The sequence below is a fragment of the Niveispirillum lacus genome, assembly GCF_002251795.1.
GTDB lineage: Bacteria > Pseudomonadota > Alphaproteobacteria > Azospirillales > Azospirillaceae > Niveispirillum > Niveispirillum lacus.
The window spans coordinates 393,333-409,272 of the sequence record NZ_NOXU01000031.1 but is presented as its reverse complement, the minus strand read 5'-3'; the positions used below and the strand labels follow the sequence as shown (position 1 = coordinate 409,272).

The 15,940-nt window shown below is 62.5% G+C and carries 14 protein-coding genes; 6 read left to right on the top strand and 8 right to left on the bottom strand.

The features are described 5' to 3' along the window. Window positions 1-26 precede the first annotated feature (26 nt). The 3 genes from mtaB (at window position 27) to CHU95_RS17665 (ending at window position 4,056) form a co-directional block, all read left to right on the top strand. Window positions 27-1,328 carry a tRNA (N(6)-L-threonylcarbamoyladenosine(37)-C(2))-methylthiotransferase MtaB gene (mtaB, locus tag CHU95_RS17675; protein ID WP_425435993.1) on the top strand — a complete coding sequence of 434 codons (1,302 nt, stop codon included), beginning with the start codon at window positions 27-29 and terminating at the stop codon, window positions 1,326-1,328. After that, a complete protein-coding gene (ftsY, locus tag CHU95_RS17670) occupies window positions 1,328-2,431 on the top strand; it encodes a signal recognition particle-docking protein FtsY (RefSeq protein ID WP_245838372.1) in 1,104 nt (367 codons plus the stop codon). The genes mtaB and ftsY overlap by 1 nt, the downstream gene beginning before the upstream one ends. A 113-nt stretch (window positions 2,432-2,544) precedes the next feature. Further along, window positions 2,545-4,056 carry an AMP nucleosidase gene (locus tag CHU95_RS17665; RefSeq protein ID WP_094457644.1) on the top strand — a complete coding sequence of 504 codons (1,512 nt, stop codon included), beginning with the start codon at window positions 2,545-2,547 and terminating at the stop codon, window positions 4,054-4,056. A gap of 51 nt (window positions 4,057-4,107) precedes the next feature. Here the strand turns inward: CHU95_RS17665 and CHU95_RS17660 are convergent, their stop codons facing one another. From CHU95_RS17660 to CHU95_RS17640, 6 genes are all read right to left on the bottom strand, one after another. Further along, window positions 4,108-4,902, bottom strand: a complete 795-nt coding sequence (locus CHU95_RS17660; protein WP_094457643.1) for a GIN domain-containing protein — start codon at window positions 4,900-4,902, stop codon at window positions 4,108-4,110. A gap of 104 nt (window positions 4,903-5,006) precedes the next feature. After that, entirely contained in the window at window positions 5,007-5,777 is a 771-nt protein-coding gene (locus tag CHU95_RS17655; protein WP_094457642.1) for a GIN domain-containing protein, read from the bottom strand. Window positions 5,778-6,071: 294 nt separating this feature from the next. Next, window positions 6,072-7,430: a histidine--tRNA ligase gene (hisS, locus tag CHU95_RS17650; protein WP_094457641.1), complete on the bottom strand. Its 1,359-nt coding sequence runs from the start codon at window positions 7,428-7,430 to the stop codon at window positions 6,072-6,074. A 96-nt stretch (window positions 7,431-7,526) separates the two neighbouring features. Next, on the bottom strand, window positions 7,527-7,814 hold the full coding sequence (locus CHU95_RS17645) for a hypothetical protein (protein WP_133065562.1): 288 nt from the start codon (window positions 7,812-7,814) through the stop codon (window positions 7,527-7,529). 300 nt (window positions 7,815-8,114) lie between these two features. Continuing rightward, complete coding sequence (locus CHU95_RS22165; protein ID WP_133065561.1) at window positions 8,115-8,324, bottom strand: hypothetical protein; 210 nt, start codon at window positions 8,322-8,324, stop codon at window positions 8,115-8,117. A gap of 66 nt (window positions 8,325-8,390) precedes the next feature. Beyond that, window positions 8,391-8,921, bottom strand: a complete 531-nt coding sequence (locus CHU95_RS17640) for a pentapeptide repeat-containing protein (protein ID WP_094457639.1) — start codon at window positions 8,919-8,921, stop codon at window positions 8,391-8,393. Window positions 8,922-9,082: 161 nt separating this feature from the next. On the opposite strand from CHU95_RS17640, the gene CHU95_RS17635 reads away from it, so the two are divergent. Then, the gene (locus CHU95_RS17635) at window positions 9,083-11,260 is read left to right on the top strand and encodes a sensor histidine kinase (RefSeq protein ID WP_094457638.1); all 2,178 of its coding nucleotides are present in this window, start codon (window positions 9,083-9,085) and stop codon (window positions 11,258-11,260) included. A 97-nt stretch (window positions 11,261-11,357) separates the two neighbouring features. Further along, complete coding sequence (locus tag CHU95_RS17630; protein ID WP_094457637.1) at window positions 11,358-12,425, top strand: homocysteine S-methyltransferase family protein; 1,068 nt, start codon at window positions 11,358-11,360, stop codon at window positions 12,423-12,425. A 12-nt stretch (window positions 12,426-12,437) separates the two neighbouring features. Here the strand turns inward: CHU95_RS17630 and CHU95_RS17625 are convergent, their stop codons facing one another. Both CHU95_RS17625 and CHU95_RS17620 read right to left on the bottom strand, forming a co-directional pair. Continuing rightward, window positions 12,438-12,869, bottom strand: a complete 432-nt coding sequence (locus CHU95_RS17625) for a PIN domain-containing protein (RefSeq protein ID WP_094457636.1) — start codon at window positions 12,867-12,869, stop codon at window positions 12,438-12,440. Further along, entirely contained in the window at window positions 12,866-13,126 is a 261-nt protein-coding gene (locus tag CHU95_RS17620; RefSeq protein ID WP_094457635.1) for a FitA-like ribbon-helix-helix domain-containing protein, read from the bottom strand. The genes CHU95_RS17625 and CHU95_RS17620 overlap by 4 nt, the downstream gene beginning before the upstream one ends. Window positions 13,127-13,223: 97 nt before the next feature. On the opposite strand from CHU95_RS17620, the gene metH reads away from it, so the two are divergent. Continuing rightward, on the top strand, window positions 13,224-15,908 hold the full coding sequence (metH, locus tag CHU95_RS17615) for a methionine synthase (RefSeq protein WP_094457634.1): 2,685 nt from the start codon (window positions 13,224-13,226) through the stop codon (window positions 15,906-15,908). The last annotated feature ends 32 nt before the right edge of the window (window positions 15,909-15,940 follow it).

Below are 15,940 nucleotides of genomic sequence, written 5' to 3'. Positions count from 1 at the left end.
ATACCAGTCTGGCCGAGGCCGAACATGTGCATGAGCGCGGCGAGGGCGGCCCGCCGGAAGTGACCGGCGGGGTGGGTGAGCCGACGCTGGTGACGTTCGGTTGCCGCCTCAATGCCTATGAGTCCGAAGTAATGCGCACGCATGCGCGACAGGCCGGACTGGATGATGTTGTCATCGTCAATACCTGCGCCGTGACAGCGGAGGCGGAGCGTCAGGCGCGGCAGACCATCCGCCGTCTGCGTCGTGAGCGGCCGGGCTCCAAGATCATCGTGACCGGCTGCGCCGCGCAGGTCAGCCCGGAAAAGTTCGCCGCCATGGGCGAGGTTGACCATGTGCTGGGCAATGATGCCAAGCTGACCGCCGCCCCCTGGGCCGAGTTCGGCACGGGGCAGGCCGAACGTGTGGTCGTCAATGACATCATGAGCGTGAAGGAAACCGCCGGCCACCTGATCCAGGGCATGGAAGGCCGCGCGCGGGCCTTTGTGCAGGTTCAGAATGGCTGCGACCATCGCTGCACTTTCTGCATCATCCCCTATGGGCGCGGCAATTCCCGGTCGGTGCCGATGGGGGAGATTGTCGCCCAGGTCCGCGCCCTGGTCGAAAGCGGCTATAATGAGGTCGTGCTGACCGGGGTGGACGTCACCTCCTATGGCCCCGACCTGCCGGGCAAGCCATCGCTGGGGCAGATGGTGCGCCGTCTGCTGGCGCTGGTGCCCGACTTGGCACGCCTGCGCCTGTCCAGCCTGGATGCCGTGGAGATGGATGATGATCTCTGGCGGCTGGTGGCCGAGGAACCCCGCTTGATGCCGCATCTGCACCTGTCCTTGCAGGCCGGCGACGACATGATCTTGAAGCGCATGAAGCGCCGGCATCTGCGCGGCGATGCCATTGCCTTTGCCGAAAAGGCGCGGGCGCTGCGCCCCGATATGGTGTTCGGTGCCGACATCATCGCCGGCTTCCCCACCGAAACCGAAGCGATGTTCCAGAACAGCCTGGACATCGTGGAACAATGCGGCCTGACCTGGCTGCATGTTTTCCCCTACAGCCCGCGTCCCGGCACACCCGCCGCCAAGATGCCGCAGGTGCCCGGCCCCATCCGTAAGGAACGTGCGGCCCGCCTGCGCGCCGCCGGAGAGGCACAGGTAACCCGTTATCTGGCCTCGCAGGTAGGTCATTCCGCCAACGTATTGATTGAGCGACCGGGCCTGGGCCGTAATGAGGGCTTTGCCGAAGTGGCAGTCCCCGATCATTATGAGCCCGGAACGATTGTCCGCTGCACCATCACCGGCGTGGCCGGAACCCAATTGACCGCGCGAGTCCTCGACTGATGCTGAACTGGTTCAAGAAGAAGCCGACCCCAGACGCCCCGGCCCCGCAACCGGTTCCCCCACCGGCACCGCTGGTGGCGGACGAGGTCGCGGTTGCAGCGCCGGTGGAAGCCGTCGACGCGGACCCCGTGGTTGAGGCAGCGCCGGTGCCAGCGGTGATCCCGGAGCTGGAAGACAAGCCGGAGAAGAAAAGCTGGTTCTCCCGCCTGAAAGACGGGCTGTCCAAATCGACCAGCCGCCTGACCGAGGGCATCACCGGCATCTTCACCAAGAAAAAGCTGGATGATGAGGCGCTGGAAGAGCTGGAAGAGCTGCTGATCCGGGCCGACCTTGGCCCCGTCACGGCGGCCCGGCTGACCGCCGGTCTGGCCAAGACACGCTTTGGCAAGGAAGTATCGGCGGAAGAGGTGAAGGATTACCTCGCCACCGAATTGCAGAAGATTGTGGAACCGGTGGCCCAGCCGCTGGTCATTGACCCGTCGAAGAAACCGCACATCATCCTGCTGGTCGGGGTCAACGGTACCGGCAAGACCACCACCATCGGCAAGCTGGCGCGCCAGTTCCGGGATGAAGGAAAAACCGTGTGGCTGGCCGCCGGCGACACGTTCCGTGCCGCTGCTGTGGCCCAGTTGAAGGTCTGGGGCGAACGCACGGGCTGCCCGGTCGTGTCGCGCGACACGGGCGCCGATGCGGCGGGTCTGGCCTATGACGCGGTCGAACAGGCCACCAAGGCCGGGGCCGATGTGCTGCTGATCGACACGGCAGGCCGGTTACAGAACAAGGCCGGGCTGATGGAAGAGCTGCGCAAGATCGTGCGCGTCATCAAGAAGCTGAACCCAGAGGCGCCGCACACCACCCTGCTGACGCTGGATGCCACCACCGGCCAGAACGCGCACAGCCAGATCGAGGTGTTCAAGGATATGGTCGCCATCAATGGCCTGGTCCTGACCAAGCTGGACGGGTCGGCGCGCGGCGGCGTACTGGTGGCGTTGGCCGAGAAATTCAAACTGCCCGTGCATGCCATCGGCGTCGGCGAAGGTGTCTACGACCTGCGCCCGTTTGAGGCGCGGGGTTTTACGCGGGCGCTGGTCGGGCTGGAGTGATGCGGTGGATTTTCGGACCAGCACAGGCCTGTAACTGAAGGTTCAGAAAATCCCCCTTCCCAAGCCCCCGTCCCTGGCGCATAAAGAGGTGCAAACTCATAGGAGCTTGCACAGTGAATTCATCCAACAATTCGTCCTTTGATCCGGCGGTGGAAAGTTTCACCGACGCCGATGGTGCTTATGCCCGTGTCCGGGCCCTGTATGATCAGGCTGTAGACTATCTGCGTGACCGGTTTTCCGCCTTTGCCCATGGTGATGACCTGGGGGGCCGGGTGCGGGCCTGCTACCCGTTTATCCAGATCCGCATCGATAGTGAACCGCGCATCGACAGCCGCCTGGCCTATGGGTTTGTCCATGGCATGGGCACCTTTCGCACCACCGTCACCCGCCCCGACCTGTTTGACCATTATCTGCATCATCAATTGTCGCTGCTGGTCAAAAACCACGGTGTGCCGCTGGAGGTGGGGATCAGCGACACGCCCATCCCGATCCAGTTCGCCTATCCCGAGGGCATGCATGTCGAGGGTGATCTGACGCCGGAGCGTCTGTATCAGCTACGTGACTATTTCGACCTGCCCGATCTGGTCTATATGGATGACAGCATCGTCAATGGCACGCACATCACGCCACCCGGTGCCCCCCGCCCCCTGGCCCTGTTCACCGCCCCGCGCGTGGATTACAGCCTGCACCGGCTGAAGCATTACACCGCGACCAAGCCCGACCATTTCCAGAACTATGTCCTGTTCACGAATTATCAGTTCTACATTGACGAATTCGTGCGCCGCGGCCTGGAAATCATGGAACCATCGGACGATCCGGCGACCCAGGCCTATCGCCGGCAGTATGAATGTTTCATTGAACCGGGCGACCATATTACCTGGAACCAGGCCACCCATCCCGGCCGCGAACCACAGGGACAGAAGGTCGCCCGCCTGCCGCAGATGCCGGCCTATCACCTGAAGCGCAAGGATGGGAACGGCATTACCATCGTTAATATCGGCGTCGGCCCGTCCAATGCCAAGACGATCAGCGACCATATCGCCGTGCTGCGCCCACATGTCTGGCTGATGCTGGGCCATTGTGCCGGCCTGCGCGATACACAGAAGCTGGGGGACTATGCCCTGGCCCATGGTTATGTGCGCGACGACAAGGTGCTCGACGCCGACCTACCGACCTGGGTCCCTGTCCCGGCGCTGGCCGAGGTGCAGGTGGCGTTGGAGGATGCGGTGGAGGAAGTGACCGGCCTGAAGGGCTGGGAACTGAAATCCATCATGCGCACCGGCACCGTCGCCACCATCGACAACCGCAACTGGGAGCTTCGTGACCATAGCGAGCCGGTGCAGCGGTTCAGCCAGTCCCGCGCCATCGCGCTGGACATGGAATCGGCGACGGTCGCCGCCAACGGCTTCCGCTTCCGTGTGCCTTACGGCACCCTCCTCTGCGTCTCGGACAAGCCGCTGCATGGGGAAATCAAATTGCCCGGCATGGCCAACCATTTCTACCGCGCGCGGGTAGACCAGCATCTGGCCATCGGCATGCGCGCCATGGAGATGATGCGCGACACGGGCCTGGAACGGCTGCATAGCCGCAAGCTGCGCAGCTTCGCCGAGGCCGCATTCCAGTAACCGGTATGGCCATCCCCCGCCGCCGCACCGGGCGACGGGGGATGCACCACCTTATCCCGCAACCTTCTTACCGTTGACCCGCACACTGGACAGGCCGGAACTGTTGATCCGCCGATCCTTGGCCGCGCCCTCGAAAGAGACCGAGCCCATGCCGGCAACCGAAATGTCCAGCATATCGACATCACCATTGTTGAGATCGACATCGCCGACGCCACCAACCCGCACGGAGACAGGGCCCTTGACGCCGGCGATATCGATATCACCGAACCCGGCGATGCTGATGTCGGCGCCCTGTCGCACGGAACCGATATCCACATCCCCGGCCCCGGCGATGCTGAGGTCCAACCGGCCGGTAATGTCGCCGGTATGAATGCCAGCCGCCCCCGCAACATCGATGCGCGCACTGCTCAGCCGGCCGGTCTTGAGATCGGCTGCCGCCCGAATGTCGGCCGTCAGGGGCCCGTCCAGATCGCCCACCTCCAGCTTGCCGATCATGTCATCAACATGGATGGCGCTGCCCTTGGGCAGGGTGACCGTGATGACGACGTTATTATCCTGGACATTCCAACTCTGGCGCTGCTTCTCCGGCGGACGGGACCGTGCAATGACAACGCCGCCTTCCCCGCCCCGTGCCGACAGCAGCGGAAATTCCTCCGCATCGGCATCAATGGTGACGGTCACGTCTTTGGCCGACGGATCGACCGTCACTTTGACCGCGCCAATGACATCACGGACCACCAGCCTCGACCCCTCGAACCGCTGCGGCCCGGATGTCTCGGCCTGCGCGGTCCCGGTCAGGCTGAGGACGGCGATGGTGGCGAACAGCATGAAAGCAGGCTTGCGCATGGTGAAAGGCCCCCCAAGGCCCTGCCTCGTTCAGGCAAGATGGTGGTGCCCGCGCCCGTGATGGGCGCGGCGACCGGATGGATAGCGGATGGTGCAGGAACGGTTCAGCCGGCCCGGCCGGTGACCTTCACGCTGCCGGACCCGGACTGTTCGACGCTTTGGTTGCGGGCAATACCGTCCAGCAGCAACGACCCGGAACCATTGATCTCAACCGCCAAAGGATCGGCCACACCCGACTTGATGCGGATATCGCCTGACCCGTTGATTTCCGCATTGATCGGGCCATTGGCCTGGCCCAGCGTGATCTCGCCCGACCCATTGATCCCCAGTGCGGTATTGCCGGCGGTACGGCCCGTGCTGATCGACCCGGACCCGTTGATCTCCAGGCTTAGATCGCGGTCGATATCGCCCAGCACCACGTCGCCCGACCCGTCAATGCCGACATTGGCCGTGCTGACATGGCCGACGGACAGCCTGCCGGAATTCATGCCATCGATCGAAAACGCGCCGCGCAGGTCGCCGACTGTGCCCTCGCCGGTGAATTCATCAATCTCCAGCTTGGTGCCAACGGGCACCGTGATCTGGACATCAATCCAGTCATCCTCATCGCTGGTCCGCCAGTTGCGGGCACTTTCTCTCTGGTTGATGATCAGATCGTTGCCATCCAGGCGCACCGTGACCAGCGAAACCCAACGTTCTGGCCCCGTGACGCTGGCCGTAACCCTGGACGCACTGCTGTCCACCTTGACGGTGAGACGTCCCACGACGCCCGACACGGTCACTTCCTTGGCGGTAAAATCCTGGGGACCGAAGGCCAGCGCCGGGAGCGCGGTAAGGGTCAACACGGTGGCAAGCAGGAAGGGCTTCAGCAGCATTTGGCCAGCTCCGATTGGATCGGTTGTTTCTGACCATTTATAGAGCAATGCCCATGCCAAGCCGGAAAAGCGCGGAATGCCGTAAGGCACAGGCACAGCCAATGCCGATTATGGCGACGAAGTGGCCAGATCGACGACAGGGGGTGGCGGAATGCGCGATGATCCAGCCTACCCTCTATCATCGCCCCGTCGAAGGCCAGGGCCCAGGCCGTGGAGCCAACTGCTTGTCACCCGCGGCCCGGCTCCAACTGGGTGACAGACGCGTTAACGCGACCGGAACGATGTCAACACCGTTCAGACTTCTTCCCGCTTCTTGTCGAACCACGACACCAGCGCCTCGCGCTTAACGGCCACCTGGGTGCCCGCGATCATGTCCTTGACCAGAACCTCGCCCTTGGCCTTCTCATCCCCGCCGACAATAACGGCGTAACGGATGCCGGCCTTATCGGCATATTTGAACTGTTTGGCCGGCTTGTCGGGCGACAGGTAGATTTCCGTATTGACCCCCCCGGCCCGCAATTCCGCCCCGATGGCCAGATAATCGGTCAGCAGGGCGGGATCGAACTGCGTGACCAGCACCTGAACCGAACTGTCGCCATCCTTCACGATGCCGGCCTGTTCCAGCGCATAGAACAGGCGCGTCAGGCCGATGGAGATGCCGACGCCGGGCAGCTTCGATTTGGTGTAAAGCCCGGCCAGATTCTCGTATCGCCCGCCGGAGCAGACCGAACCCAGCGACCGGTGATCGGTCAGGAAGGTCTCATAGACGGTGCCGGTGTAGTAATCCAGGCCACGGGCAATCGCCAGGTTGACGCGCCAATGCGTCTCCGGCACGCCGAACGCGGTCAGGGCGGCCACCACCTGGCGCAGTTCTTCCACACCTTCCTTGAACAAGGCGTTCTCCAGACCCAGCCGGTCCAGATGCGCCAGCGTATCCGCCGATGATCCGCTGAACCCGATCATGTCCAGCACCGAGGCAGCCTGTTCAGGGGAAAGGCCGATCCCCTCTCCTGTCAGCAGCTTCAGCACCTCCTCACGCGACAGCTTGTCCAGCTTGTCCACCTGCCGCAGTACCAGGATGCGGATGCCGGGGTCGGTGACGCCCAGGGCCTCGAACATGCCCAGCAGGATCTTGCGATTGTTGAAGTTGATCTGAAACGGCCCGACATTCAGTTCGGTAAACACCGAATAGATCACGGCGGGCATCTCGGCATCATAGGCGACGGGCAAACTGTCCTTGCCGATCACGTCGATATCGCACTGATAAAACTCGCGGTACCGACCCTTCTGGGCCCGTTCGCCGCGATAGACACGCTGCATCTGATAGCGGCGGAAGGGAAAGGCCAGATCGCGCTCATACTGCGCGACATAGCGGGCAGTGGGCACCGTCAGGTCAAAGCGCAGGGCCAGGTCGGGCTTGTGGCCCTGCTCGATGGCGCCGGTGGACTGCACAAAATAGACCTGCTTTTCCGTTTCCCCACCCGACTTGGACAGAAGCACATCCGCCACCTCGAATACCGGCGTCTCCAGGGGGATGAAGCCGAACCGTTCGTAATTGCGGCGGATCGTGTCCAACATACGCTGGAACGTAATCTGCCGGCGCGGCAGAAGTTCCATGGTACCGGCGGGGGTACGGGGGGTGATCAGGGCCATGGCAGGGGTTCCGAACGGAATTTCAACAATCTGTCCCGCCTTTTACCCAGCCTTGGCCCGACCCGCTAGTGGCATGGCGTCAGGGGGGCCATGACATCATGCGGCGGCCCGTGTTTCGGCCAACCAGCGCAGGGCCGATGCCTGATCCCGGAAGGCCCGATGGCGAGCGCCCGGAAAAAAACTCGCGAGAATGGTGACAAAGCTGCCAAAACCTTCCGGCAGCAGATAGGCGCAGCGAATACGCTGGCCGGGACGGCTGACCCAGGGGGCATAGCGGCGCATTTCCCGGATCATGCCCCAGTCGACGGACCCGCGGAACTTGCGGATATCCACCAGTACCCGGTTGTCCGGGCGCAACATCCCGGCGGCGGCGGCAATGGACATGGCCGTTTCAATATCAACCGGCGCGACTTCCCCTGACAGATGGAAACACAAGAAACCCTCACTCAAGGCGAGGGTAATGTGATCTGCACCGTGTCCGACGGAAAACATGGCCTGGCCCTTAACCTTAAAAGCGGGGTGAAATATGACTTCTGCTACCGATATGTCAATGCCAAATAGTAGATCGTATACGATAATGAATCGCATCACGATAAGGTGGGGTGATGAAAAAATAAGGAAATCGACGATAAATTATATAAAATACGTTATTTTAATGAACCTCTGATGGAACCCGATCCCAAATTACGATGAGCAACCTTTGTGGTAATCCTCAGCGGCAACAATTGTCGCCACACCGTTCATACGATGCCACCAGTCCCACGGATATTGATGCTGCCGATGGCGGGGGTTGATCAGAACCGCCAGATTCTGGTCATCACGAGAAGGGATGATGCCGTTTATTTGACAGAAAACGCAATGGGTCAGCTTTTTAATAAAATCGCCGCGATCCACTTCAGGTCTTTGCCACAATAAGCGCCGCACTGGCGAATTTACTGTGGTGACCGCGACGCCGGCCCATCAATGGCACTGTCCGACAGATCCGGAACCACAGGCGCGGCCGTCGGTCCAGCGAGCACCGGTCAGGTCGGCATTACGCAGATCGGCCCCTTCCAGTCGGGCACCGGTGAGGTCGGCCCCCTTCATAACGGCCCCCACCAGTTTGGCGTTGCGCAGATCAGCACCCTTGAGGCTGGCCCCTGACAGTTCGGCTCGGGTCAGATCGGCTTCAATCAACCGGGCCCCGTCCAGAATGGCGCGGTCCAACCGTGCCGACAGGAACTTGGCGCGATAGGCATCGGCGTTGGAAAGACGGGCGCCGCTCAGGTCACTGCGCTGAAAAGTGGTTTCGCGCAGCATGGCCTGATCCAAGGACACATCCTTCAGGTCGCGCCCGTCCATGTAGCAGCGACGCCAATTGACACCATCCGCCGCCGGGTCGGTGCAGGCCGCCTGCGCTGCCCCCGCCAGCGTTACCAACGCCAGCAGCAGTCCCGTCAGGTAACGGGAACCAAGGGCGGCATCTCGGTACGGTCGGGCTTCTTTCTTCATTGTTTGAAAATAGGCAGCCCCCCGCCCCGGCGCAACAGGTGGCCAAAAACATCTTCCCTTTTGGTATCGGATGGCAGCCGCTGCAAACGCACGCATTGCAACGCCGCGCCGTCTGTCGCAAGGTTGCGCAGAACAACTTTCAGGCGGGATAGTGCGGAAATATGGCCGTAGAGCGTTATTTGGGCCATTCCGGTGTGATGCGCTGGTTCTGGGCGCCCCTTGTCGCAGCGTTGATTCTGTCACTGCTCTGGGCAGGCCTGTCGGCGGCTCTGACCCAACGGCCACAGGCAGTGGATGGGGTCCTGGACCTGCGTGGTTGGGATTTCCGCCACCAGGGCCAGATATTTTTGGAAGGCGACTGGCAATTCTGGCGTGACCGGCTGGTAACACCTGGCGACATTGCCAGTGGCAAGGCACCGGCACCGGCCCTGCTGGCTGTACCGGGCCGTTGGACAAACCAGACCGTGAATGGCACGCCGCTTCTGTCAGAAGGGATCGGCACGTACCATTTGCGTGTGCTGCTGCCCAGAAACGCGCCGCCGCTGGCCATGCGTCATAATCAGCGCTTTGTGGCCTGGGATGTCCTGGTGAACGGGGAACGGGCCATTTATGCCGGTACTGTCGGTCTTGATGCCGATCAGACCAACAGCGCGGGGCAGAAGGCCATCGCTGCCGTGTCCCCGTCAGACGGGGTGCTGGACATCACGGTGCAGGTGGCCGCTTTCGGTGGTTATGGCGGCATTCCCCGCGCTTTGCTGCTGGGGGATGCGGACGGCATGTATGCAGACTGGCATCAGGAACTGGCCCTGCGCGCGGCCTTCCTGTCAATCTGCCTGTCCATCGGTCTGCTCTATCTGATTCTCTACGTGCTGCGCCCGCGCGACCGCGAATGTCTGGTGTTTTCGGTCATGTCGGTGGCCATTGCCCTGGTACAATTGACCTCAAACACCCCGCTGGGCAGCGAGGTTCTGTACAGCCTGCCGGGCCAGTTGCTAGGTTTTCTGAATAATGTGATGTTTCCCGTTGTCTGGCTGTCCTGTCTGGCCAGTGCCGCGTTGCTGTTCCCCGGCTCCCTGCGCAAAGGGTTGGCCTGGCCTTCTGTCCTGTTCATCGTGGCTGTGCCGGTGGCCAGTCTCTGGACATTGCAAATCCCCTGGCTGCTGACCTGGACGGCAACGATTGGGCTGATCCTGGCCATGATCACCCTGATTACCGCCACCGTGACGGCGGCACGGCAACGTCAGCCGCTGGCCCTGCCCATGGCCATTGCCTGGGCCGTCCTGGGTGTATCCAATCTGGCCCTGGTCCATCGTGTCGGCTTCACCGGCATCATGGAGGCGGGGTATTGCTTCATGCTGTTCCTGCAGGCCGCCTTGCTGATTGATCGGCTGCGCCTCATGCTGGATCAGGCCAAGCAGTCCAATGCGCGCCTGGCTGCGCTCAATGGTGCGCTGGAGGTTCAGGTCGCTGACCGGACCCGGCATCTGTCGGAAACCGTTGACCGGCTGCAACTGGCACAGGACCGGCTGGTACAGTCGGAGAAACTGGCCAGCCTGGGGCGACTGGTCGCTGGCGTCGCACATGAGGTGAATACCCCCGTCGGCACGGCGCTCACCACGGCCACCCATCTGGCACAGCAGGTGGCAGCGGCAGAGGAAGCCATGAGCGCCGGCACCATGACCCGGCGTCAATTGGCCGATTTCCTGACCGAGGTGAAGGAGGCCGCCTGCCTGCTGACCAGCACCGTCGAACGCACCGCCGCCGTTGTGCAGAGCTTCAAGCAGATCGCCACCGAACGGTCGGATGAAAGTCTGCGCCGGCTTGACCTGCATGACATGCTGAGCGAACTGCGTCCGGCTATGGAGGTTCGGACCGACGCGCCCCATGTGACATTGACGGTGGAAAGCCGGCCGGGTCTGGTGCTGGAAACCAATGGCGGTGCCCTGACCCAGGTGCTGGGCCAGCTTCTGTCCAACTGCATGGACCATGCCTTCCCCAAGGGGCGACCTGGCCATATCCGTGTCGAAGCCAACCTGACCCCGGCCGGACAAATCGAACTGGTGGTCGAGGATGATGGCGTCGGTCTGGCGGATGCGGTGCGCCACCGCCTGTTTGAACCTTTCACCACCACCGGCCGGGCGGAAGGCCGGACCGGCCTTGGTTTGCATATGGTCTACACATTGGTTGCCGGCCCGCTGGCCGGGACCGTGGATATCGCGGACCGCACCGGTGGCGGCACCCGTGTGACCATCCGCTTGCCTGCTGCCGGGCGGCTGGACGCACCGTCACCCGCGCCCAGCAGTCTGAGCACCTCCGGCATGTCAGCCATCATCACATAAAGATATCTTTATGTTTGCATGCGTCGCGGGCCAACGGTAAAACCAAAGCCGCGGGCCGCCATGCCGTGCCCGCCGGTTGGATGATGGAGGGTATAAGATGACCAGGGCTGAACGGCTATCCCGGCTGCGTGACATTGCGCGCCAGCGTATCCTGGTGATCGACGGCGCCATGGGCACCATGATCCAGCGGCATAATCTGCAAGAAGCGGATTATCGCGGCACGCGCTTTGCGGACTGGGCCCATGATGTGAAGGGCAATAACGACCTTCTGTCGGTGACCCAGCCGAAGATCATCTATGACATCCATGCCCAGTATCTGGATGCAGGCGCCGATATCATCGAAACCAACACTTTCAATTCCACCAGCATTTCGCTGGCCGATTACGGCATGGAAAAGCTGGCGTACGAGCTGAACTTTGAAGGGGCCAAGCTGGCCCGGCAGGCTGCCGACCTGGCAGAGGCGGCGGACCCGACCCAGCCGCGCTATGTCGCCGGCGCGCTCGGCCCCACCAACCGCACCGCCAGCATCAGCCCTGTTGTCACCGACCCCGGCTTCCGCAATGTCGATTTTGACGAGCTGCGTCTGGCCTACAAGGAACAGACGGCGGGCCTGATTGACGGCGGCGCGGATGTGTTGATGGTGGAAACCATCTTCGACACGCTGAACGCCAAGGCGGCCCTTTTCGCGATTGAGGAAGTGCTGGAGGAAAAAGATCTGGATCTGCCCGTCCTGATTTCCGGCACCATCACCGACCGGTCGGGCCGCACCCTGTCGGGCCAGACGACGGAGGCGTTCTGGAACAGCCTGCGCCATGTGAAGCCCTTCTCCATCGGCCTGAACTGCGCGCTGGGGGCCGATCTGATGCGCCCCTATATCCAGGAACTGTCGCGCATCGCCGAAGTGTTCGTGTCGGCCTACCCCAATGCCGGCCTGCCCAACGAGTTTGGCCAGTATGACGAGAAGCCCGAACATATGGCCGCCGACCTTCAGGGCTGGGCCAGGGATGGGCTGGTCAATATCGTCGGCGGCTGCTGCGGCTCCACCCCCGACCATATCCGCGCCATCGCCCAAAGTGTGAAGGGCCTGCCGCCGCGTGAACCCGCCAGCCCTGAACGCTCCATGCGCCTGTCGGGGCTGGAACCGTTCACGATGCCGGCCTTTTAAGGCGGGGACGGATCAGGTGTTCGCCGCCTCATCCCAGGGATCGACCAATTGGACGCCTGCATCAGCGAAATGCCGGACATTGCGCGTGGCCAGCGTCGCGCCATGGACGACGCAGATGCCGGCGATCAGCGTATCGCGGATTTCCTGTACGATGCCGTCCTTCTCCCGCCGGGCCTTCAGCACGGCAGAGGCATGGGCTGACACCTCATCAACCAACAGCAACCGATCGCCGATCATCGCCGGGATCACTCGTTTATACATGGCGTCCAGATCAGCCCGGCGTACAGCATCTTTCACTCTTTCGATGCCGTGGCGCAGTTCGAAGATGTTGATGGTCGTCGTCCAGAAATCCTCGACCCGGAACCTGTCTGCCCAGGCCACGATTCCGGGATTGCGTTTCGCCGCCATAAGGGCGGACAGAACGTTGGTATCCAGAACGATCATTCGCCAAAATCCGGGATCAGCAGGCCGCCACCCCGCAGCTCGACAACCTCACCATCCAGGAACCCAACGCCGGAATCTGCACATTGCCGGACAATCCGTTGCCCAGCCGGTAAAGACGGGTCATCTGGCAAGATTGTCGTTCCAGCCGACAACAGGCGTTGCGCTTCCTGCTCAAGCGTCAGTCCATTTTGACGGGCGCGTTGCTCCAGCCGCTCGCGTAATGTGGGATCCAGGTCCAGGACGAGGTGGTTATCCATCGCGGCCCCCAACTTCCATCGCATTCATGTACCAAACATAACACACCGCCGCCGCCGTCCCCAAGTCCCTCCCCCGCCAAAGCCCCCGAGACCGATCATGACCACCGCCCCCCGCACCGCCAGCTTCATCAATATCGGCGAGCGCACGAACGTCACCGGCTCGGCCAAGTTCAAAAAGCTGGTGCTGGAAGGCAATTACGAGGCCGCCCTCGACATCGCGCGCGAGCAGGTGACCAACGGCGCCCAGGTGATCGACGTCAATATGGACGAGGCGATGCTGGACAGCGAGGCGGCGATGGTCCGTTTCCTGCGCCTGATCGCCTCGGAGCCCGACATCGCGCGGGTCCCGGTCATGATCGACAGCTCGAAATGGAGCGTGATCGAGGCGGGCCTGAAAAACGTCCAGGGCAAGCCCATCGTCAATTCCATCTCGCTGAAGGAAGGCGAGGAGCTGTTTGTCGCCCAGGCGAAAAAGATCCGCCGCTATGGTGCCGCCGTCGTTGTCATGGCCTTTGACGAGAAGGGCCAGGCCGACACGCGCGCCCGCAAGCTGGAGATTTGCAAGCGCTCCTATGATGTGCTGGTGAACAAGGTTGGCTTCCCGCCCGAAGACATCATCTTCGACCCCAACATCTTCGCCGTCGCCACCGGCATCGAGGAACATAACAATTACGCGGTGGACTTTATCGAGGCGACGCGCGACATCCGCCGCGAATGCCCCGGCGCCCATATTTCCGGCGGCCTGTCCAACGTCTCGTTCAGCTTCCGCGGCAACAATACCGTGCGCGCGGCCATGCATTCGGTGTTCCTCTACCACGCCATCCCGGCGGGCATGGATATGGGCATCGTCAATGCCGGCGAACTGCCGGTGTACGACGATATTCCGGAGGAACTGCGCGAACGGGTGGAGGATGTGATCCTCAACCGCCGCGAGGATGCCACCGACCGCCTGCTGGAAGTGGCCGACAAGTATAAGGGTGGCGAGAAGAAGAAGGCCGCCGACCTGTCCTGGCGCGGCCTGCCGGTCAAGGAACGTCTGGCCCACGCCCTGGTCCATGGCATCGACGAATATATCGACACCGATGTGGAGGAGGCGCGGCTGGCCGCCGAACGCCCCCTGCATGTCATCGAAGGCCCCCTGATGGACGGCATGAACGTCGTCGGTGACCTGTTCGGTGCTGGCAAGATGTTCCTGCCACAGGTGGTGAAATCCGCCCGCGTCATGAAAAAGGCCGTGGCCTGGCTGCTGCCCTATATCGAGGCGGAGAAGGACGGCGCCAAGTCCGAACCGGCGGGCCGCGTCCTGATGGCCACCGTCAAGGGCGACGTGCATGATATCGGCAAGAACATCGTGGGCGTGGTGCTTCAGTGCAATAATTTTGAGGTGGTGGACCTCGGCGTCATGGTCCCCTGCGCCAAGATCCTGGACGAGGCCAAGGCCCATAAGTGCAACGTCATCGGCCTGTCCGGCCTGATCACCCCGTCCCTGGATGAGATGGTCTATGTCGCGCGCGAGATGCAGCGCACCGGCATGAAGATGCCCCTGCTGATCGGCGGGGCCACCACGTCCAAGGTCCATACCGCCGTCAAGATCGACCCCAACTATGACGGCCCCGTGGTGCATGTGCTGGATGCCAGCCGCGCCGTCGGCGTGGCGCAAAGCCTGCTGAACCCCACCAACGGCCCCGCCTATACCGCCCGTATCAAGGCCGATTACGCCCAGATGCGCGAGGCGCACGCCGCCAGCCAACTGACCCGCAGCCGCCTGCCCTTCACCCAGGCGCAGGCGAATGCCCTGAAACTGGACTGGACCAGCTACAGCGCCCCGCAGCCGTTGAAGCCCGGCGTCACCATCTTTGACGATTACGATCTGGCCGAGCTGGTGTCCCGCATCGACTGGAAGCCCTTCTTCCAGGCCTGGGAACTGCACGGCAATTTCCCCGCCATCCTGGAGGATGACAAGGTCGGCGAAAGTGCGCGCGCACTCTGGGCCGATGCGCAGGCGATGCTGCAGCGGATCGTGGGCGAAAAATGGCTGCGCGCCAACGCCGTGGTCGCACTCTGGCCCGCCAACAGCATCGGCGACGATATCGAGCTGTACACCGACAACACCCGCAAAAATGTGCTGGACCGCCTGCACATGCTGCGCCAGCAGATGGCCCGCGATCCGGGCCGGGAGCGGGCGAACCTGTCGTTGGCCGACTATATCGCGCCTAAATCCAGCGGCATTGCCGACTGGATCGGTGGCTTTGCCTGCACGGCGGGCATCGGCCTGGACGAACGCGCCAAGGAATTTGAGGCCGCGCACGATGATTACAGCGCCATCCTGCTAAAGGCCCTGGGCGACCGTCTGGCCGAGGCCTTTGCCGAACGGCTGCATGAGCGCGTCCGCACCGAACTCTGGGGCTACGCCGCCGGTGAGACCCTGACCAATGAACAATTGATCGCCGAGGAATATCGCGGCATCCGCCCCGCCCCCGGCTACCCCGCCTGCCCCGACCACACGGAAAAATCCACCCTCTTCCGCCTGCTGGACGCCACCAGCATCGCCGGCATCACGCTCACCGAAAGCTTCGCCATGCTGCCCACAGCAGCGGTCAGCGGCTGGTACTTCGCCCACCCCGACGCCAAATATTTCGGCGTCGCCAAAATCGAACGCGACCAGGTCGCCGACTACGCCACCCGCAAGGGCATGAGCCTGCCCGACATGGAACGCTGGCTCGCCCCCAACCTGAACTACGACCCCGACGCGGCTGAGCGGGCGGCGGTCACGGCGGCGTGAGGAAAGTAAGAACTTGGCTTGGATTTCTATAC